This is a genomic window from Ruegeria sp. R13_0 (assembly GCF_017743995.1).
In the GTDB taxonomy this organism is placed as follows: domain Bacteria; phylum Pseudomonadota; class Alphaproteobacteria; order Rhodobacterales; family Rhodobacteraceae; genus Ruegeria.
The window spans coordinates 57317-75599 of sequence record NZ_JAGHRB010000004.1 but is presented as its reverse complement, the minus strand read 5'-3'; the positions used below and the strand labels follow the sequence as shown (position 1 = coordinate 75599).

Annotated in this window: 21 protein-coding genes, 1 tRNA gene and 1 riboswitch; of the genes, 13 read left to right on the top strand and 9 right to left on the bottom strand. The window is 59.4% G+C overall.

The features are described 5' to 3' along the window. Positions 1-3: 3 nt before the first annotated feature. Positions 4-729, bottom strand: coding sequence for an SDR family oxidoreductase (locus tag J7394_RS06465; protein WP_209251724.1), 726 nt, complete (start codon positions 727-729; stop codon positions 4-6). 228 nt (positions 730-957) lie between these two features. On the opposite strand from J7394_RS06465, the gene J7394_RS06460 reads away from it, so the two are divergent. The 5 genes from J7394_RS06460 to J7394_RS06440 are packed head-to-tail and all read left to right on the top strand — an operon-like array spanning position 958 to position 5164. Continuing rightward, a complete protein-coding gene (locus tag J7394_RS06460; RefSeq protein WP_209251722.1) occupies positions 958-2289 on the top strand; it encodes an NAD(P)/FAD-dependent oxidoreductase in 1332 nt (443 codons plus the stop codon). Next, a complete protein-coding gene (locus tag J7394_RS06455) occupies positions 2243-2788 on the top strand; it encodes a hypothetical protein (RefSeq protein WP_209251720.1) in 546 nt (181 codons plus the stop codon). Before J7394_RS06460 ends, J7394_RS06455 begins: the two co-directional genes overlap by 47 nt. Beyond that, positions 2788-4011, top strand: coding sequence for an MFS transporter (locus tag J7394_RS06450; RefSeq protein ID WP_209251718.1), 1224 nt, complete (start codon positions 2788-2790; stop codon positions 4009-4011). Before J7394_RS06455 ends, J7394_RS06450 begins: the two co-directional genes overlap by 1 nt. Beyond that, positions 4008-4625, top strand: coding sequence for a DUF3833 domain-containing protein (locus tag J7394_RS06445; RefSeq protein ID WP_209251716.1), 618 nt, complete (start codon positions 4008-4010; stop codon positions 4623-4625). The genes J7394_RS06450 and J7394_RS06445 overlap by 4 nt, the downstream gene beginning before the upstream one ends. Beyond that, entirely contained in the window at positions 4622-5164 is a 543-nt protein-coding gene (locus tag J7394_RS06440) for a DUF3833 domain-containing protein (protein ID WP_209251715.1), read from the top strand. The genes J7394_RS06445 and J7394_RS06440 overlap by 4 nt, the downstream gene beginning before the upstream one ends. Positions 5165-5738: 574 nt before the next feature. Here the strand turns inward: J7394_RS06440 and J7394_RS06435 are convergent. Then, positions 5739-5814: transfer RNA gene (locus tag J7394_RS06435), tRNA-Lys, on the bottom strand. A 212-nt stretch (positions 5815-6026) separates the two neighbouring features. Here J7394_RS06435 and dapF point away from each other — a divergent pair. Then, on the top strand, positions 6027-6869 hold the full coding sequence (gene dapF, locus J7394_RS06430; protein ID WP_209251714.1) for a diaminopimelate epimerase: 843 nt from the start codon (positions 6027-6029) through the stop codon (positions 6867-6869). Beyond that, positions 6866-8122 (top strand): tRNA (N(6)-L-threonylcarbamoyladenosine(37)-C(2))-methylthiotransferase MtaB, encoded by a 1257-nt coding sequence (gene mtaB, locus J7394_RS06425; protein ID WP_209251713.1) that lies wholly within the window; start codon positions 6866-6868, stop codon positions 8120-8122. Before dapF ends, mtaB begins: the two co-directional genes overlap by 4 nt. Before the next feature lie 140 nt (positions 8123-8262). Here the strand turns inward: mtaB and J7394_RS06420 are convergent, their stop codons facing one another. Genes J7394_RS06420 through petA form a run of 3 tightly spaced genes read right to left on the bottom strand, consistent with a single transcriptional unit; the run spans position 8263 to position 10999 of the window. Beyond that, a complete protein-coding gene (locus tag J7394_RS06420; RefSeq protein WP_209251712.1) occupies positions 8263-9051 on the bottom strand; it encodes a cytochrome c1 in 789 nt (262 codons plus the stop codon). A 17-nt stretch (positions 9052-9068) separates the two neighbouring features. Then, positions 9069-10400 carry a cytochrome b gene (petB, locus tag J7394_RS06415; protein ID WP_209251711.1) on the bottom strand — a complete coding sequence of 444 codons (1332 nt, stop codon included), beginning with the start codon at positions 10398-10400 and terminating at the stop codon, positions 9069-9071. Positions 10401-10414: 14 nt separating this feature from the next. Then, a complete protein-coding gene (gene petA, locus J7394_RS06410) occupies positions 10415-10999 on the bottom strand; it encodes a ubiquinol-cytochrome c reductase iron-sulfur subunit (protein WP_170555266.1) in 585 nt (194 codons plus the stop codon). Between the two features lie 461 nt (positions 11000-11460). Between petA and J7394_RS06405 the strand changes: the two genes are divergently transcribed. Continuing rightward, on the top strand, positions 11461-11904 hold the full coding sequence (locus J7394_RS06405; protein ID WP_209251710.1) for a c-type cytochrome: 444 nt from the start codon (positions 11461-11463) through the stop codon (positions 11902-11904). Positions 11905-11907: 3 nt separating this feature from the next. Here J7394_RS06405 and J7394_RS06400 read toward each other — a convergent pair whose 3' ends face one another. After that, positions 11908-12516 (bottom strand): glutathione S-transferase, encoded by a 609-nt coding sequence (locus J7394_RS06400; protein ID WP_209251708.1) that lies wholly within the window; start codon positions 12514-12516, stop codon positions 11908-11910. 56 nt (positions 12517-12572) lie between these two features. Then, on the bottom strand, positions 12573-13202 hold the full coding sequence (locus J7394_RS06395) for an FMN-binding negative transcriptional regulator (RefSeq protein ID WP_209251706.1): 630 nt from the start codon (positions 13200-13202) through the stop codon (positions 12573-12575). Positions 13203-13256: 54 nt separating this feature from the next. After that, positions 13257-13411, top strand: a riboswitch (FMN riboswitch). A 75-nt stretch (positions 13412-13486) separates the two neighbouring features. Between J7394_RS06395 and J7394_RS06390 the strand changes: the two genes are divergently transcribed. From J7394_RS06390 to cobO, 5 genes are all read left to right on the top strand, one after another. After that, on the top strand, positions 13487-13924 hold the full coding sequence (locus J7394_RS06390; protein WP_209251704.1) for a 6,7-dimethyl-8-ribityllumazine synthase: 438 nt from the start codon (positions 13487-13489) through the stop codon (positions 13922-13924). A gap of 140 nt (positions 13925-14064) precedes the next feature. Next, the gene (gene aroC, locus J7394_RS06385) at positions 14065-15165 is read left to right on the top strand and encodes a chorismate synthase (RefSeq protein ID WP_209251702.1); all 1101 of its coding nucleotides are present in this window, start codon (positions 14065-14067) and stop codon (positions 15163-15165) included. Next, entirely contained in the window at positions 15149-15811 is a 663-nt protein-coding gene (locus J7394_RS06380; RefSeq protein ID WP_209251700.1) for an HD domain-containing protein, read from the top strand. The genes aroC and J7394_RS06380 overlap by 17 nt, the downstream gene beginning before the upstream one ends. A gap of 54 nt (positions 15812-15865) precedes the next feature. Next, entirely contained in the window at positions 15866-16801 is a 936-nt protein-coding gene (locus J7394_RS06375; protein WP_209251698.1) for a DMT family transporter, read from the top strand. Positions 16802-16857: 56 nt separating this feature from the next. Then, positions 16858-17457 (top strand): cob(I)yrinic acid a,c-diamide adenosyltransferase, encoded by a 600-nt coding sequence (cobO, locus tag J7394_RS06370; RefSeq protein WP_209251696.1) that lies wholly within the window; start codon positions 16858-16860, stop codon positions 17455-17457. Here cobO and J7394_RS06365 read toward each other — a convergent pair. Together J7394_RS06365 and J7394_RS06360 are read right to left on the bottom strand one after the other, a co-directional pair. Continuing rightward, entirely contained in the window at positions 17451-17639 is a 189-nt protein-coding gene (locus J7394_RS06365; protein ID WP_209251694.1) for a hypothetical protein, read from the bottom strand. The two genes, cobO and J7394_RS06365, sit on opposite strands and share 7 nt — an antisense overlap. Before the next feature lie 251 nt (positions 17640-17890). Beyond that, positions 17891-18256 (bottom strand): hypothetical protein, encoded by a 366-nt coding sequence (locus J7394_RS06360; protein ID WP_209251692.1) that lies wholly within the window; start codon positions 18254-18256, stop codon positions 17891-17893. Positions 18257-18283: the final 27 nt, after the last annotated feature.

Below are 18283 nucleotides of genomic sequence, written 5' to 3'. Positions count from 1 at the left end.
GGTCTATTTTCCGCGATAAATCAGGATATCCGGCAGATAGTCCAGCAACCGGATCACCCAGGAAAACGGGGCCGGGAAATCAGTACGGAACCGGCGGCGCGACATCGCTTTGATCACGCGCTCTGCCGCGTCTTCAGCCGACATCAGCATGGGCATCTTGAAGTTGTTCTTCTCGGTAAGGCGGGTTTTGATAAAGCCGGGATTGACGATCCGAACCGTCACGCCCGTACCCGCCAGATCAAACCGCATGGTCTCGGCCAGCGAGACCAAGGCCGCCTTGCTGGCCGCATAGCCCACCGCCGCAGGCAAACCGCGATAGCCGGACAGAGAACCGATCAGAGTGATATCCCCACGTCCGGCACCAACGAAGCCAGGCACGGTTTCACCCAACACCCGAAGGGCACCGGTGTAGTTCACGTCGGTCATCGACAAGACCGCCTCGGTATCCCAATCACCGGTGCGCATCGGCTCATAGGCTCCGGCGTTGTAGACAAGACCATCAACCTCTCCAACTTCAGCCAGGGCGCGGCGCACGGCCTCAAGGTCGGTCACGTCAAAAGGTACCGCACGCGCATTGGGAAGGGTTGCGCAGATCTCGGCCAGCCGATCCGCATTGCGCGCCGACAGGACAAGATGCGCACCGCGCTCGCTTAGCCCTTGGGCCAAAGCGCGCCCGAGACCTTCGCTCGCGCCAACAATCCAATAAGTCTTTCCTTCGAAACCGGTCATGCCTGCCCTATCGTGGAACCATGGCACAACGCCCCATGCGCGGTTTCGGTTCTGCTTTTGCCATCATGTGTATTTTACGACCAAGCCAACCGGTCGGATCATCCCCAGCTGAGTGAATTTTGCCACGAAGTCACAATATAGTGCGTTGGGAAATATAATCTAACCTGATTGATCCGCGTCAGAACCTGCTACGTATCCCTAGATAAATGTCGCACTTAAGGGGATCACATGTTCGACGAAACGCGAGGCGAGCGCAAGAAAATCGCAGTCATAGGTGCAGGCATTTCAGGACTTTCCGCAGCTTACTACCTTTCAGAACAGCACGATATTACCGTTTACGAGGCTGAACCGCGCCTAGGCGGGCATGCCCGAACAGTGATGGCGGGTACGAACGGAGACCAACCGGTCGATACCGGCTTTATCGTCTTCAACTACGCGACCTACCCCCACCTGACCAAGCTGTTTGATGAGCTGAACGTCCCCGTTGAGAAAAGCGAGATGAGCTTTGGCGCGACCATCGATAATGGCCGCATTGAATACGGGTTGAACACGCTGCGCACCCTGACAGCTCAGAAACGCAACCTGCTGCGCCCGTCTTATTACAAGATGATCTCGGATATCCTGCGCTTTAGTAAAGAAGCCCCGGATGCGGCGAAGGATGACGACACAACCATCGGAGAACTGGTGGATCAAATGCGTCTTGGTCATTGGTTCCGCCACAACTACCTCATGCCGATGTGCGGCGCGATCTGGTCCACGCCGGTTGAGTTTGTGGATCAATTCCCAGCCCGCTCGCTGGTGCAGTTCTTCCGCAACCATGCCCTGCTGGCCAGCGGCCGCGCCAACCAGCATCAGTGGTACACGGTTAAAGGCGGCAGTATCGAGTATGTGCGCCGAATTGATGCCGCGCTGCGATCGCGCGGATGCGACATCCGTCTGGCGGCTCCGGTAGATCACGTACAGCGTCATGAGACCGGCGTCACGGTCACCAGCCAGGGCCATGCCGATCAGTTTGACGAGATCATTCTAGCGACCCACTCGGATCAGTCGCTGGCCATTCTGGGCGACAACGCCACGGCGGATGAGGCCGCGGCCCTTGGCGCGATCCGCTATCAGCCCAATCACGCGATCCTGCATTGTGACGAAAGCCAGATGCCAAAGCGGCGCGCCTGCTGGTCCAGCTGGACCTATCGCTCACAAGCCGGGGATGTCGGCGTGACCTATTGGATGAACCGCTTGCAGAACATCCCGGACAGCGATCCGCTTTTTGTATCGTTGAACGCGTCTTCGCAAATTGCCGAGGACAAGATCTACGATCAGGTCGAATTTGCCCACCCGGTTTTCGACAAGGCCGCGCTGAAAGCCCAGGGGCAAATCCGCGATATGCAGGGACAGAATCACACCTGGTACGCCGGAGCTTATAACCGGCACGGGTTTCACGAAGACGGGATCGCCAGCGCGATGCATGTCGTTGACCGCTTGCGCGGCGCCCCGCACATTACCGGAGCTGACAATGGCATTCTTGAAAAAGATCCGGCCATCCATGTGGCCGCCGAATAGAACAACCGTATCCGCAGCCCTGCTGTCCCTCGCCCTGCTGATGCCGGGCGGGGCCGAGGCCCTGCCGCAATCCGCCAGCCTGAGCGACCCTCAGCTGCGCGGCACCGCGACCTTCCGTTTTCTGGGGTTAGCGATGTATGACGCACGGCTTTATACACCCGGCGGTGCGCCCTTCAACTGGTCGCAGGATTTCGGTCTGGAACTCACCTACCGTCGCAATATCAAGAAAAAGGCCATCGTCGACTCGACGCTGGAGGAGATGTCGCGTCAGGGCAACCCGTTGCCCATTGGCCCCGAGCTGAACAAATGCTTCGAGGGCGTCGGCAATGGTGACAAATATCTGGCGATATCGCAGGGGCCGGATCAGGTCGCCTTTTGGCGCAACGGCCAGAAGGCCTGCACTATCAAGTATCCGGGCATCAAGCGGGCCTTCATGTCGGTCTTTCTGGGCGACAACACGCGATCAGCCAGCTTTACACGGCAGTTGAAGGGGCAGTGATGCTGTATCCCCGGGTCAGCCTCTATGCGCTGATGCTCGCTGCGGCGGGTATCCCGCTCTATATTCATCTGCCGCGCTTTGCGGCGGTGAATTTGGGCATTGGCCTTGGGGTGATCGGAACCGTGCTGCTGGTGATCCGGCTGGTCGATCTGGTGCAAGACCCGCTGATCGGCTGGGCCATCGACCGCTGGCCCGGCGCGCAGCTGATGTTTGCCGCTCTGGCGGCGCTTGGGCTGGCTGTTGGGTTTCCGCTGCTGTTCGGCCTGCCGGAGGGGGCCAGCGTCGGCGCGCTGGTCGCCATCCTAGTCCTGCTGTTTTCGGCCTACAGCCTGGGCACCATCCTGCTGTACGGCCGCAGCGCAACTTTGGCCAAACAGGCCGACCCGCAAGAGCTGATGCGCCTTGCCGCCTTCCGCGAAGGCGGGCAACTGACCGGAGTCGTTCTGGCTGCCAGTGCCCCGGCTCTGTTCGTTGCCTTCGGTGCGCAGGGACAGGGCTATCCCGCTTTTGGCCTGTTTCTGGGCGCGCTGGCGCTCCTAACCCTGATCGTCACCACCCCGATCTGGCGACGCACACCGATCACGGGCGAAGGCATCTCGTTCACCGCGCTCGGACAATCAGGCGCCCTCCGCCTTTTGGTTCTGGCGCTGATCAACAGCCTGCCGGTCGCCCTGACCGCCACGCTGTTTCTGTTCTTTGTCGAGGACAAACTGCAGCTTTCCGGCATGGCCGGCCCATTGCTGATCCTGTTCTTCCTCAGCGCCGGGGCCAGCGTGCCCCTCTGGGCGCGGCTCAGCAATCGGATCGGCCCGAAACAGACCCTGATGATCGCCATGCCGCTTGGCATCGCTTCCTTCATCGGCGCGGCCACCCTCTCGGCCGGAGAGCTGACCGCCTTTGCCCTGATCTGCCTGGCCTCGGGCGCAGCAGCAGGAGCCGATATCGTCATCCTGCCCGCCATGTTTTCCGTGGTTCTGACACGCGCGGGGCTGAATGCCTCGGCCGCGTTTGGCATCTGGTCTTTCGCTGGCAAACTGGGCCTCGCGCTCGCTGCCTTTTTCACCCTGCCCCTGCTGGAACGCAGCGGCTTTTCACCCGGTCAAGCCAACTCAGCACAGGCGCTAAACACGCTCACATTCGCCTATGCCCTGCTGCCCTGCATCCTAAAGCTGGGCGCATTCGGGATGGTCTTGACCCTGCCGACGGAGGTCCCAGCCAAATGAATACGCTTGTTGTGATTCTGCTCGCCATCCTCGTTATCGTGGCGATCAAAAGACGGTTCCTGAGCTTTCGCTCACAATCCCCGGCTGACTATTCGGGAACGGGGCCGGAGTTTTCCCTGACCAAACACCTGAACGGAGATATCCTGTCCGAGGGGCTGATCTATGGCCCCAACGGCAAGATGTCGAACAGCTTTGTTGCGCGCATGGTCGGTGAATGGGACGGCAACACCGGCACTCTGGCCGAGTATTTCACCTATTCCAACGGCAAACAAATGACCCGCAAATGGTATCTGACACTGGGCACCGGCAACACATTCACGGCCAAAGCAGACGATATCGTCGGTGAGGGCAAGGGCGTGATCTCGGGCTCGACCGTCAAGCTGACCTACCGGATCATCCTGCCCGAAGACGCCGGAGGGCACACGCTGGACGTGACCGACTGGATGTACCTGACCGAAAACGGAGCGATCATGAACCGCTCAGAGATGCGCAAATTCGGCCTCAAGGTGGCGGAACTGGTGGCAACCATGCGCCCAGCGCCTGAGGTGCAGACCGCTCATGTACCAGGCGCAAACGGGTATGATGCGGACGCTGAAAACAGGCCGCTGCAATGACCCGGTTGCGTTTTCTGATCTCACTGGTCGCAATCGCCAGCCTGACACTGCTTGCGGCCTGCTCGGCCAAGCCACGGGTGCCCAAGAGCTTTCTGTCCGACCGGCAACTGAACCTCGAGGAGTTCTTCGAAGGCAAGACCGTGGCCTATGGTCAATTCCAGGACATTCTGGGCAATGTGCCGCGCCGTTTCACGGTTGAGATTGACGGCACATGGGACGGCGAAACCCTGACCCTGGTCGAGGATTTCGTCTACGATGACGGCGCAACCGAACAGCGCATCTGGACCCTGACCAAAACCGGCGAAGACACCTGGACCGGCACCGCTCCGGGTGTTCTTGGTGTGGCCGAAGGGATCGAGCGCGGCGATACCTTCAACTGGAAATACAAGATCGACTTGCCGATCAAAGAGGGCACCATGCGTGTAAACTTCGACGATTGGATGTGGCTTCTGGAAGATGACCGCCTGCTGAACCGCGCCTATGTTTCGCGTTTTGGCGTCCGTATAGGCGAGGTCATCCTGTTCTTCGAAAAACTGTGACGGCCCGACGGGGCCTCGGCGCGCTGATCCGGCTGCTCTGCTCTGTCGCGTTCATAGAAGATAAACTCATCAACCCAACCGAACGTCTTGTTCGACTCGGGCTGACGCGCCTCAGAGGGCGGAGGCGCAGCTTTGGCTTTCACCTGCGCCCGCTCGACCTCGGCCCACAAGAAGAACAACCCACGCCGCGTGCCGTTGAGATCCTCGGGTATTTTGACCCACACCACCTGTGAGGATTTTCCGGATTTCTGCTCGATTTTAGCCCCCGGGTTTCTAACGCCCTTTAGCTAAACGATAGCAAATCTAGGTGAATCTGCCAATTTTTTCGAAGCGCGCAGGCGGAAATCCACTAGAAAGTCGCCAATTAACACGTTTGAATATAAGTGAAATTCTCGCAAGCAACCAAAGGTGGTGCTGCTGACGGGCACCGCCACCTAGGTGCTTTCCGTTTTAGAGGAGTAAATGCCGATCCACAAAAAACCGGCATGGACGCACAAAAGTTTCGCCTGGATACAAGCCTTCCGCGATAGGCGAAAAGCACTCTCATCCAGTCCTTCGATCTCTCTGAAAAAAGTGGTGAGCCGTGCAGGATTCGAACCTGCGACCCACTGATTAAAAGTCAGTTGCTCTACCAACTGAGCTAACGGCCCACTCTTTTGTCTGGATCCTTACGATCCGTGGCGCTCTTTAAGGCATTTTCCCGACCGGGTTCAAGACCTTATTTTGCACCTCGTTTCGCCAGAATAATCAGTGTTTCTGGCGACCCGATAGGCGGCCTAATTAGGCAGGTGGCGCAGGGGGGTCAAGCCCTTTTTTCAGGAATCGACGCCACAGGGTGGATTCATCGCAGGACCAACGTTATATGCCCGCCATGCAACAGAGACTCGATACCGGTTTGCCCTTCATGAAGATGCACGGGCTGGGCAATGACTTCGTTATTGTCGACGCGCGTGCGCAGGCGACGCCGATCAGCGCTGCATTGGCGAAGGGAATCGGACACCGGCAGTTTGGTGTGGGATTCGATCAGTTGGCCGTGATCGAAAACGGAGCGGCCGACGCGCATCTCGTGTTCTACAACGCGGACGGGTCGACCTCGGCAGCTTGCGGGAATGCCACACGGTGTATCGCCCATTTCCTGATGGAAGAGAGCGGCAAAACAAACCTGACCCTGACGACCGAACGCGGCACGTTATACGCGCAGGATGCAGGCAACGGCCTGACCTCGGTCAATATGGGGCAGCCCCAACTGGACTGGCAGGACGTACCGCTGGCTGAAGAGATGGACACGCTGGAACTGCCGATTGAGGGCGCGCCCTCGGCAACCGGCATGGGCAACCCCCATTGCACGTTTTTCGTGGAGGACGCCGAGGCGATTCCACTGGCCGAGTTCGGCGCGCGGTACGAACACCATCCCCTCTACCCCGAACGCACCAATGTGCAGGTGGCGCAGGTGATCGGGCCGGACCACATCCGTATGCGCGTCTGGGAGCGTGGCGTGGGTATCACGCTGGCCTCAGGGTCCTCGTCCTGCGCCACAGCCGTCGCTGCGGCCCGACGCGGCCTGACGGGGCGCAAAGTGCAGATCGAGCTGGACGGCGGCACAATCTGGATCGATTGGCGCGATGATGGCGTCTGGATGACCGGACCGACCTGCCATGTGTTCTCGGGCACTCTGACCCCGGAATTCCTGAGGTCACTGGGATGAGCGCCCCGAAATTTACCACTCTGGGCTGTCGCCTGAACGCCTATGAGACTGAGGCAATGAAAGAGCTGTCTCAGCAAGCGGGTCTGCAAGATGCGGTGATCGTGAACACCTGCGCCGTGACGGCAGAGGCGGTTCGCAAGGCCCGACAAGAGATTCGCAAGCTGCGCCGCGAAAACCCCAAAGCGCGCCTGATCGTTACAGGATGCGCTGCGCAGACGGAACCGCAGACCTTCACGGCCATGGACGAGGTTGATGCGGTGATCGGCAATACCGAGAAGATGCAGCCTGATACCTGGAAAGGCATGGCGGCGGACTTCATCGGCGAAACCGAAAGCGTTCAGGTCGATGACATCATGTCGGTCACTGAAACGGCAGGGCACCTGATCGACGGGTTCGGAACCCGCTCACGCGCCTATGTGCAGGTCCAGAATGGCTGTGATCACCGTTGTACCTTCTGCATCATCCCCTATGGCCGCGGGAACTCACGCAGCGTGCCCGCTGGTGTGGTCGTGGATCAGATCAAACGGCTGGTCGACAAAGGCTATAACGAGGTCGTCCTGACCGGCGTTGACCTGACCTCATGGGGCGCGGATCTGCCCGCACAGCCCAAGCTGGGCGATCTGGTCATGCGCATTCTGAAACTCGTGCCGGATCTGCCGCGCCTGCGCATCAGTTCGATCGATTCTATCGAGGTGGACGAAAACCTGATGCAGGCCATCGCGACCGAGCCGCGCCTGATGCCGCACCTGCACCTGTCCCTGCAGCATGGCGACGACCTGATCCTGAAACGGATGAAACGCCGCCACCTGCGCGATGACGCCATCCGTTTCACAGAAGAGGCGCGCAGCCTGCGCCCCGACATGACCTTTGGCGCCGACATCATCGCTGGCTTCCCCACGGAAACCGAGTCGCATTTCGAGAACTCCCTCAAACTGGTCACGGAGTGCAACCTGACCTGGCTGCACGTCTTCCCCTACTCCAAACGCGAAGGCACGCCAGCAGCGCGAATCCCACAGCAGGTCAACGGCAAGATCATCAAGGATCGCGCCGCCCGCCTGCGCACAGCCGGAGAGGCGCAGGTTGCCAAACACCTCTCAGCCCAGATCGGCCAAACCCATCACATCCTGATGGAAAACCCGCATATGGGCCGCACCGAACAATTCACTGAGGTCAGTTTCGACACCCCCCATCCCGAAGGCCAGATCGTCACCGCGACGATCACAGGGCAAACAGCAACCCTACTGCGAGCCTGATCCGCTCTTCATCTGGCCAAAAATATCTCGGGGTGAATTGGCCGCAGCCCAAGAGGGGCTGGCCCCTCTGCCCCTTCAAAAAGAAAAACCCCCGCATCCTGAAAGGCGCGGGGGTCTCCAATTTCAATAGCTCAAAAGCTTCACTGCTCGCGCAGCTTGCCCTTATGCGGCGCCCACAGACGCTTGTTGACCAGATACAGCAGCACCGACAGGACGATCAAGAAGATCACCCCAACAAAACCACCGTTCTTGCGGTCTGTCAGCTTGGGTTCAGCCGCCCACATCAGGAAGGCCGAAATGTCTTCGGACATATGCTCGACGCTGTTCGAGTGGCCATCGGCGAACTCGACCTGCTCATCCGCCAGAGGCGGCGCCATTGAGAGCCAGCCTCCGGGGAAAGCTGTGTTTTCGTACAGTGTCGCGCCGGCTTCGGTCTTTTCCTTACCGGTGTAGCCGTCCAGCAGAGAGGCGATGTATTCCGCGCCACCCATACCTTTGACCAGCTGGTTGATCCCCAGACCGTAAGGGCCGTGGAAACCCGCACGTGCCTTGGCCATCAGGCTCAGGTCAGGTGCGCCAACCCCGTTGTTTTCGGGGAAATGGTCGGTCGGGATCGCCGGGCGGAAGTCGTCAAGCTCGGGGTCGAAGACCTCGAAATTGTCGGCCGCGTAGGTGATGACCTGCTCTTCCGAATAGCCCAGCGCTTCGAGATCGCGCAGGGGGACGTATTTCAGGCCGTGACAGGCCGCGCAGACCTCGGTGTAGATCTGAAGGCCGCGCTGAAGCTGGTTCTGATCCCAGGTGCCAAACGGCCCTTCGAACGAGAACTGGAAGTCTTCGATGTGCTGCTCACCGCCACCTGCCGCAAAGGTCGAGGCGGGCGCAAGGGCCAGAGCAAACGCGGCACCGATTGCAAGTTTCTTGAACATGTTTCCGGTCCCTCTTCTTACTCGGCCGGCGTGGCGTCGGCGTCAGCCTTGCCATAATGCGCGTTGAAGTCGTCTTCGATCGTTTCGGGCGGGGTCAGAGGTTTCTCGATCACGCCAAGCAGCGGCAGGATCACGAAGAAATACGCAAACCAGTACGCAGATGCGATCAACGAGAAGGTCGCATAGGGCTCTTCCGCAGGCATCGCCCCCAGCCACATCAGGGCAAAGAAGTCGATGATCAGCAGGTAGAACCACCATTTGAACATCGGACGATACCGACCCGAACGTACAGTCGACGTGTCCAGCCAGGGCGCAAGCGCCATGGCAATGATCGCACCAAACATCGCCAGAACACCGAAGAACTTCGCGTCAACGATACCGCCGGTGATGAAGCTGGCGAACTGAACAACCCAGACCTCGCCGGTGAAGGCACGCAGGATCGCGTAGAACGGCAGGAAGTACCATTCGGGCACGATATGTGCAGGCGTCACAAGCGGGTTGGCCTCGATATAGTTATCGGGGTGACCCAGATAGTTCGGCATGAAGCCCACGATGGCCCAGAACACGACCAGGATGACCGCCAGAGCGAACAGATCCTTGATCACGAAATACGGCCAGAAGGGCAGCGTGTCTTTCTCAGCCTCGGCCTTTGAACCACGACGCACCTCAACACCCGTGGGGTTGTTGTTGCCGGTGGTGTGGAAGGCCCAGATATGCACGATAACCAGTGCCGCAATGATGAACGGCAGCAGATAGTGCAGCGAGAAGAAGCGGTTCAGCGTGGCGTTATCCACGGCGGGTCCGCCCAGCAGCCATGTCTGCAGCGCATCACCCACAAACGGGATCGCACCAAACAGGCCGGTGATCACGGTCGCACCCCAGAAGGACATCTGACCCCAAGGCAGAACATAGCCCATGAAGGCGGTGCCCATCATCATCAGGTAGATCAGCATACCGATGATCCACGTGATCTCACGCGGGGCCTTGTATGAGCCGTAGTAGAGACCACGGAACATGTGAATGTAGACCGCGACAAAGAACAGCGACGCGCCGTTCATGTGCAGGTAGCGGATGAAATAACCACCATTCACGTTACGCATGATGTGTTCGACGCTGGCGAAGGCCAGATCGACATGCGGCGTGTAGTGCATAACCAGCATAATGCCGGTGATGATTTGCAGCGCCAGGCAGAAGGCCAGAACGATGCCCCAGATCCACCACCAGTTCAGGTTCTTGGGGGTTGGGATCATCAGGGTGTCGTACAGAAGGCCGACAATGGGAAGGCGGCTGTGCAGCCACTTTTCGCCGTTTGACTTCGGCTCGTAGTGATCGTGGGGAATGCCGGACATAAGTTGGGTCTCCCTTAGCCGAGTTTGATGGTTGAAGCGTCGACCCACTCAACCGGTGGGATCGGCAGGTTCTCAGGCGCGGGGCCTTTACGGATCCGGCCTGCCAGATCGTAGTGCGAGCCGTGGCAGGGGCAGAACCAGCCGCCAAAGTCTCCTGCATCACCCAGAGGCACGCAGCCCAGGTGGGTACAAACGCCCATCTGAACGATCCACGCGCCTGCTGCCTCACCTTCGGGCGATGGCATGACGCGGTTGGCGTCGGTCGCGGGTGCATCTGCGTTGATGTTGAAGTTCCGGGCCAGCGGGTCAGGCAGGTTGCCCACCGCTTCTTCGTCCTGCTGCTGCGCTTCGGCGATTTCAGCGCCGGTGCGGTGACGGATGAAGACCGGTTTACCCAGCCACTTGACCGTCAGCTGTGTACCCGGCTCAACCCCGCTTACATCCGTACGGATCGAGGACAGAGCCTGCACATCCGCCGACGGGTTCATCTGATTGATCATAGGCCATACCGCAGCACCGGTCGCTACGACCCCTGCGCCGCCCGCGACGTAGTACAGGAAATCTCTGCGGGTGCCTTCGTGGTCTTCTACGTGGGACACGAGGTTTTCTCCGATTGTCTAGCGCCCGTGCGAACGGGCCAATAGCTGGAACCCGGCACGGATGCCGGGTCTTAGCGGAATTCTCTACCGAGCAGAATAGTATTCGTCCAGCGGTGTTGAATGCGCAATACGCCGCATCTGCGTAATTTATCATCGCGCGGGGCAGTCTTTTTGATGTTTCTCGCCCTCATGTTTCGATGACGCGTCGAATCAGCCCCGCTTGATTCGCACCCTGTGACCCCAATCTGACCGGGACCAGCGAACCCGGGCCGAAAGCACAAGCGGGTCTCATTGGTGCGAAAATCTGGAAAATCCGACATACAAAACCGGGTTTGTTCAGCAACAAATCATATGCCTGAAATAGACGATTTCTCGCGCCGCGAACGGGCCTGTTTCCTGTTGCACTTATTGCGCGAATACCTGATGCCCGGTTTCGCGCGAACGCCGATCAGGAGACCCCCATGTCAAAGACCCACTTGGCCGCCATTCTGTTAACGATTTCTGTGTCGACTCAAGCCGCCGCGGCCGGAGACCCCGCCAAAGGCGAAAAACTCTACAACCGCTGCTCGGCCTGCCACGCTATCATCAAGGATGGCGAGGTTCTGGTCAAAGGCGGCATCACAGGCCCCAACCTATACGGGGTCGTGGGCCGCACCGCCGGATCCGAGAACGACTATCGCAATGGCAGCGAACGCCTGCCCATCGGCATGTTCACCGACGACATGATCCGCGCCGGTGACGCAGGTCTGGTCTGGACCGAGGAAAACATCGCCGCATACTCCGAGGACCCGATCGGGTTCATCAAAGAGTTCCTGCAAGACGATACCGCCCGCCCGAATATGAGCGTGAAGCTCAAGAAAGGTGCGGACGACATCGCCGCCTATCTGGCGACGTTCAGCCAGTAAGGTTTACGTCACAGGGCGCGTGGCAACCATGCTCGGACGCGCGTCAAACTCGGCAAACCAGGTTGCGAGGGCATCATTGCCCTTGCGCCAGCCACGTGCGTCGTGGCGCAGATCCAGATAGCCCAGCGCGCAAGCCACGGCCACTTGTCCCATGTCCAGCGGACCCGACAGATGTGCCATCCAGCGCTGGTTTAACACGGCACAGGCGCGCTCAACCTTGACCCATTGCGAATCCACCCATTCATCCCATTGCTTGTCTTCGGGACGCAGCCGGCTTTCATAGGTCATCAACAGCGCGGCATCCAGAACGCCATCGGCCAGCGCTTCAAGCGTCAGAACATCCCAGCGCCGCGCACCTTCGGGGTAGAGCCGTCCCCCGGCACGGTCATCCAGAAAGGCGCAGATCACACGACTGTCGAACAGGGTCGGGCCATCGGGGCGCTCCAACGCAGGAACCTTGGTCAAAGGTGCCTTGCCGATCAAGGGCGCGGCTGGCGCCACTGGCGTACCCGCCACCGTTTCCAACTCAACATCCTCTAGCTGCTCTGTTTCATGCAACAAAACCATGACTTTACGGACATAGGGCGAAGTCAGACTGTGATAGAGTTTCATGCGCGCACTCCTTTGTTTGAGCCGACCTTACAGCAGGGTGCAGAAAACAAAAGCCGTCATTTGCCTGAGGGCTCCACAGCGCGCATCAGCGCCTGCAGGGCCTGCACCTCCGAGCCGATTCCAAACGTCCCGACCTGCTCCGCCGCCCGCATCCGAACGTCATCAGGTTTGTTCTGGTTCAGCTTCCACGTGCCCTGAATATCCTCAACCTGCATCCGGCAGGGCAGAATCATCCGCATCATCCGCTCAAGCGCGTCGCCCTCCATCTTGCTGCTGTGCCAGGGCGGCTTCGGGCGCAGCCTTTCTTCGAAAAACGCCGACTGCCGGTCCAACAGGTCCCGCATTTCCTCCGCCAGGCGCAGTTCCAGAACGCCGATCAGATGAACGGCGACATAGTTCCATGTCGGCACCTGATCGCTCACCTCATACCAATCGGGCGAGACATAACTGTCAGGCCCCAAAACCGCGATCCGGGCCGCCTGCGGCGCCTTCAGCAGCCGAACAATCGGATTCGACCGGACAAGATGCAACTCAGCCACCACGCCATCTTCAGACAGCAGAAACGGCACGTGGCTGATCAAAGGCGCGGCATCAGTCGACACGGCCAAAACGCCAAAACCGCGGTCGCGGGCAAAGGCGATATGTCGGCTGATCTCCTCAGCGCGGAAGGCGGGATTCGGGTGCATGAGATTCCTCCTGCCAAATCTCTTGCAGAGGAGGTCCATTCTATGCAAGGTCCGCCTCGTTCTCAGGGCGGGGTGAAATTCCCCACCGGCGGTATACGGGCGATGATCCGTAAGCCCGCGAGCGGCCTCGCCGTGTTCACGAAGGGGTGTCAGCAGATCTGGTGAGAGGCCAGAGCCGACGGTTAAAGTCCGGATGAAAGAGAACGTGCCAGATGCGTCGGTGATACGGCGTGTCTGCTCGTGATCGCCTTGGGTGAAGTGTCTGTTTTGCTAAGGAGATCACGATGACACACACCCGCTATGCTTTTATCAAAGCCAACTGGCATTCCGATATCGTCGACCGCGCGCTCGAAGGGTTTCTGGAACTCATCCCCGCCGATCAGGTTGACGTGTTCGACGTCCCCGGCGCGTTTGAAATGCCCCTGATCGCACGTGATCTGGCCCAAACCGGCCAATACGCAGCCGTCGCTTGTGCAGCCTTCGTGGTTGATGGAGGCATCTACCGGCACGATTTCGTAGCCCAGGCCGTGGTTGACGGCCTGATGCGCGCAAGCCTCGACACCGGCGTTCCGGTCCTGTCGATTTCGCTCACCCCGCATCAGTATCAGGAAACCGACCACCACAACGCCATCTACCGCGACCACTTCGTGCAAAAAGGGCGCGAGGCTGCCAACGCCGCCCTCAACATCACGAAAACCCGCCAAGCGATCAAGGCAACCTGATCCTTCTTCTGTTTGAAAATACCTCGGGGGAGGCGCGCTTGCGCGACGGGGGCAGAGCCCCCTTCCCCCATTTCAAACGCAAATCCACTTGAGGCCAAAGGCTCTCCCCGCTAATCACAACCCGCAAAGGAGCCCGCCCCATGTCGATGAACAGCTTTGGACACCTCTTCCGCGTCACCACCTGGGGCGAAAGCCACGGGCCCGCCTTGGGCGCGACGGTCGACGGCTGCCCTCCGGGCGTACAGATCGACGAGGCGATGATCCAGCACTGGCTGGACAAGCGCAAACCGGGGCAGAACAAGTTCACCACGCAGCGGCGCGAACCTGATCAGGTCAAAATCCTCTCGGGCGTGTTCGAAGGCCAGACCACCGGCACGCCGGTTCAGCTGATGATCGAGAACACCGATCAGCGCTCGAAAGACTACGGTGATATCATGGAGAAGTTCCGTCCGGGACATGCCGATATCACCTACTGGCAGAAATACGGCATCCGCGACTATCGCGGCGGAGGGCGTAGCTCGGCCCGTGAAACCGCGTCGCGCGTTGCGGCAGGAGGGCTGGCGCGTGAAGCGATCAAACAAATCGCATCCAATGTGCAGATCACCGGCTACATGACCCAGATCGGCCCGCACAAATTCGACCGCGCCAATTTCGACTGGTCGCAGATCGAACAGAACCCGTTCTGGACACCCGATGCCCAAGCCGCCGAGGACTGGGCCGCCTATTTGGATGACCTGCGCAAATCCGGCAACTCGGTCGGTGCGATCATTGAAGTCGTCGCGCGTGGCGTCCCCGCCGGGCTTGGCGCACCGATTTACGCCAAGTTAGATACTGATCTGGCCGCCGCGATGATGTCGATCAACGCGGTCAAAGGCGTCGAGATCGGCGAAGGCATGGCCGCCGCTGAACTGACCGGTGAAGCCAATGCGGATGAGATCTTCATGGGTCAGAACGGCCCGCAATACAGCTCGAACCACGCCGGTGGCATCCTTGGCGGGATCTCCACGGGGCAGGATGTCGTGGTGCGCTTTGCCGTCAAACCGACTTCGTCAATTCTGACCACGCGCAAGACGATCACCAAATCCGGCGAGGAAACTGAGATCATCACCAAAGGCCGCCACGACCCTTGCGTTGGTATCCGCGCGGTGCCGGTGGGCGAGGCGATGATGGCTTGCGTGATCCTTGACCATCTGCTGCTGCACCGGGGTCAGATCGGTGAAAACCGTGGACAAATTGGCTGATCTGCGCACACACCTGCGCGGCATCGTCGCGCAGCGTATGCAAACCGATCCCGCACATGATCTGGCCCATCTGGATCGGGTTTGGCGGAATGCTCAGGCGATTGCAGATGATCAGGCGGACATGGCTGTGTTGCTGGCTGCCAGCTATCTGCATGACCTGATCAACCTGCCAAAGAACGACCCGAACCGCCACTTGGCCTCACGCCGATCCGCGCAGGAATCAGAGCCTATTCTGGAGGAATTGGGCTTTTCTGACGGACAGATCCAAGCCACCCAACATGCGATCGAGGCCCACAGCTTCTCGGCCAACATCCCGCCCCGCACATCCGAAGCGCGCATCCTGCGAGATGCGGACCGGCTTGATGCATTGGGGGCCATCGGTATTGCGCGCACCTTTGCGGTCGCGGGTGCGTTGGGCCGGGATCTCTACGACCCCGAGGATCCCTTTGCCAAGGCGCGCGATCTGGACGACCTGAATTTTTCGATCGACCACTGGAAAGTAAAGCTGCTGAGCTTGCCCGACGATATGCTGACCGAAGCGGGCCATGCTCTGGCGCAAACACGCCGGGCGCAGATGCTCGAATTCCTCAGGGCCTTCGCGGATGAAATCGGCCACCCCGTGCCCGCGTCATGGGAAACCCCCTGATTGGTACAATCCCGTCGTTGATCTTTCCGCGCCAAAAGCGCAGGTTCCCGGCCAATGGCACAACCCTTGACATCGCACCGCCCCGCTCTTGCTGTGGGCCTGAAATTGACAGCCTTGATGCTGTTCACCTCGATGTCGGCCTTGGTCAAAGCGTTGTCCGAAGATTTTCCACCGGGTGAGCTGGTCTTTTTCCGGTCTCTCCTGGCGATTCCCGTCATCATCGCCTGGCTGATCTGGCGCGGAGAGCTGTCGCAGGGTTTTGTCGTCAAGAAACCCATGGGCCATTTCTGGCGCGGCGTTCTGGGCACCAGCGCAATGGGCCTGACCTTTACTGGCCTCAGCCTGCTGCCTTTGCCCGAGGTCACCGCCATAGGCTATGCGACCCCGATTTTCACCCTCGTCCTGGCCGCCCTGCTGTTGGGTGAGCGCATTCGCATGATCCGCATCGGTGCGGTGATGCTGGGGCTGGTGGGGGTTCTGATCATGCTCTGGCCCCGGCTCGGCAGCACTGAAATGGAGGTGGCGGCAACGATTGGAGCGTTGTGCGTTCTGGCTGCAACCATCGCGCGGGCCTTTGTGCAGATCCATATCCGGCAATTGGTCAAGGTCGACCACCCCGCCGCCATCGTGTTCTATTTCTCGATCACGGCAACGCTCCTGTCATCGCTGACCGTGTTTTGGGGTTGGACCATGCCAACACTGGATCAGGCTCTGTTATTGGTCGTTTTGGGTCTGATCGGTGGGGTTGCGCAGATCCTTGTCACCTCGTCCTATCGGTTTGGTCAGGCGTCGATGCTGGCGCCTTATGACTACACAACCATGCTGTTCGCCATTGCGATCAGCTATTTCTGGTTCGATGAGCTGCCGACGCTGGCAATCTTGCTGGGGGCTGCGCTGGTGATTGCAGGCAATGTGGTCGTGGTCTGGCGCGAACATCAGCTGGGGTTGGAGCGCGGCAAGGCGCGGTCTCTGACCGACCACAAACCGTGACTTTACCTTTCGCCAACTTCGCTTAGTTTGAGCGCAACAATCAATGAGGGCCCAACATGAGTGACGCACAAGACCACAAGGAAAAGATGCAAGAGGTGCAGGCCAAGCACCGCAAGAAAGTGTCCGAAGCGGTCGACCCTGATCGTGGCCTGGTGCTGATCAATACCGGCAAGGGTAAGGGCAAATCCTCTGCCGCTTTTGGTGTGGTCATCCGTGCGCTTGGCTGGGGCCAGAAGGTGGCCGTTGTACAGTTCATCAAGGGCAAGTGGAAAACCGGCGAGCGGCGCTTTTTCGAAGAACGCGACCTCGTGAGATGGCACACAATGGGTGAAGGCTTCACTTGGGACACTCAGGATCGGGAACGCGACATCGCCGCCGCAACCGCCGCGTTCGACAAGGCCTGCGACCTGATGGCCAGCGGGGACTACGATCTGGTTGTGCTTGATGAGATCAACATCGCGCTGCGCTACGAATACCTGTCGGTTGAGCGTGTGATCGAGGGGCTGAATGGCCGTTCGGACAAGACCAGCGTATTCCTGACGGGCCGCGATGCCCCGCAAGAGCTGCGGGATTATGCCGATCTGGTCACCGAGATGACCGAAGAAAAGCACCCGTTCCAAGCCGGGATCAAAGCCCAGCGCGGCGTGGACTACTGATCGCGCGCCCTTTTGGGTGTTTCTCTGACAACATCGTCCGAGGGCTGTTGGTTCAGCTCTCGGCATTTTTCTGCGTCGCAGGTTTTGCGATCTAGATAGGCCTCGACATCCGAGGCCAGCGCGTCGCAATCGCAGGACGCGCAACACGGGTCGGATAGCAGCTCTTCAAATCTGGTACGCATCGGTTCCCTCGGTCGTTCCCGGAACGGTGGCAGGCCATCACGACTGAACTTGCTGAGCCCACTGACCGCCCCGGAACCATGTGCTTGATCGGTTCATCTGGCGTTGCTATTTTCTGACTGTTTTTGTCGGTTTTTGCAAGGTAAAACGTCCGGGCAAGCCAGTGAGCCTGTTTTGCCCAACAAAACAGACCCTAATAAAGGAAAAGCCGCGCAGGACAGCGCGGCTTTCAGTAGCGAGGGATAGACAGAACTCAGGCTGCTGCGGTCTGTTCCGGCGCGCTGAGCGAGATCACGGCAACAACAGCGGCCCCGTTCAGCCAGTAGAACAACGCGTCGATTCCCGAAAAGCCGAGCAAGCTGGGGGCCAGCAGGAAGGTCACGCCAACGGCCAGATCCACCGCGAGGTGCAGTTTGTAAGGCAACACTTGCCAAATCCCCAGGTGATGGTCGGTGAGTACTGTCAGGACGAAAGCGGCAACGCCGGTGACAACGGACAGCCACAGCGCCAGCGGGTTGGATTGGCCCAGACCAAGCACAAAGGGCAGCACCATCAGCGCAATGGCAACGGGATAGTCGAGATAAGCGTGAATATTGCGGGTGACAAAACGGAGGGACATCTGGATTTCCTTTCCTCAATCAGAGAC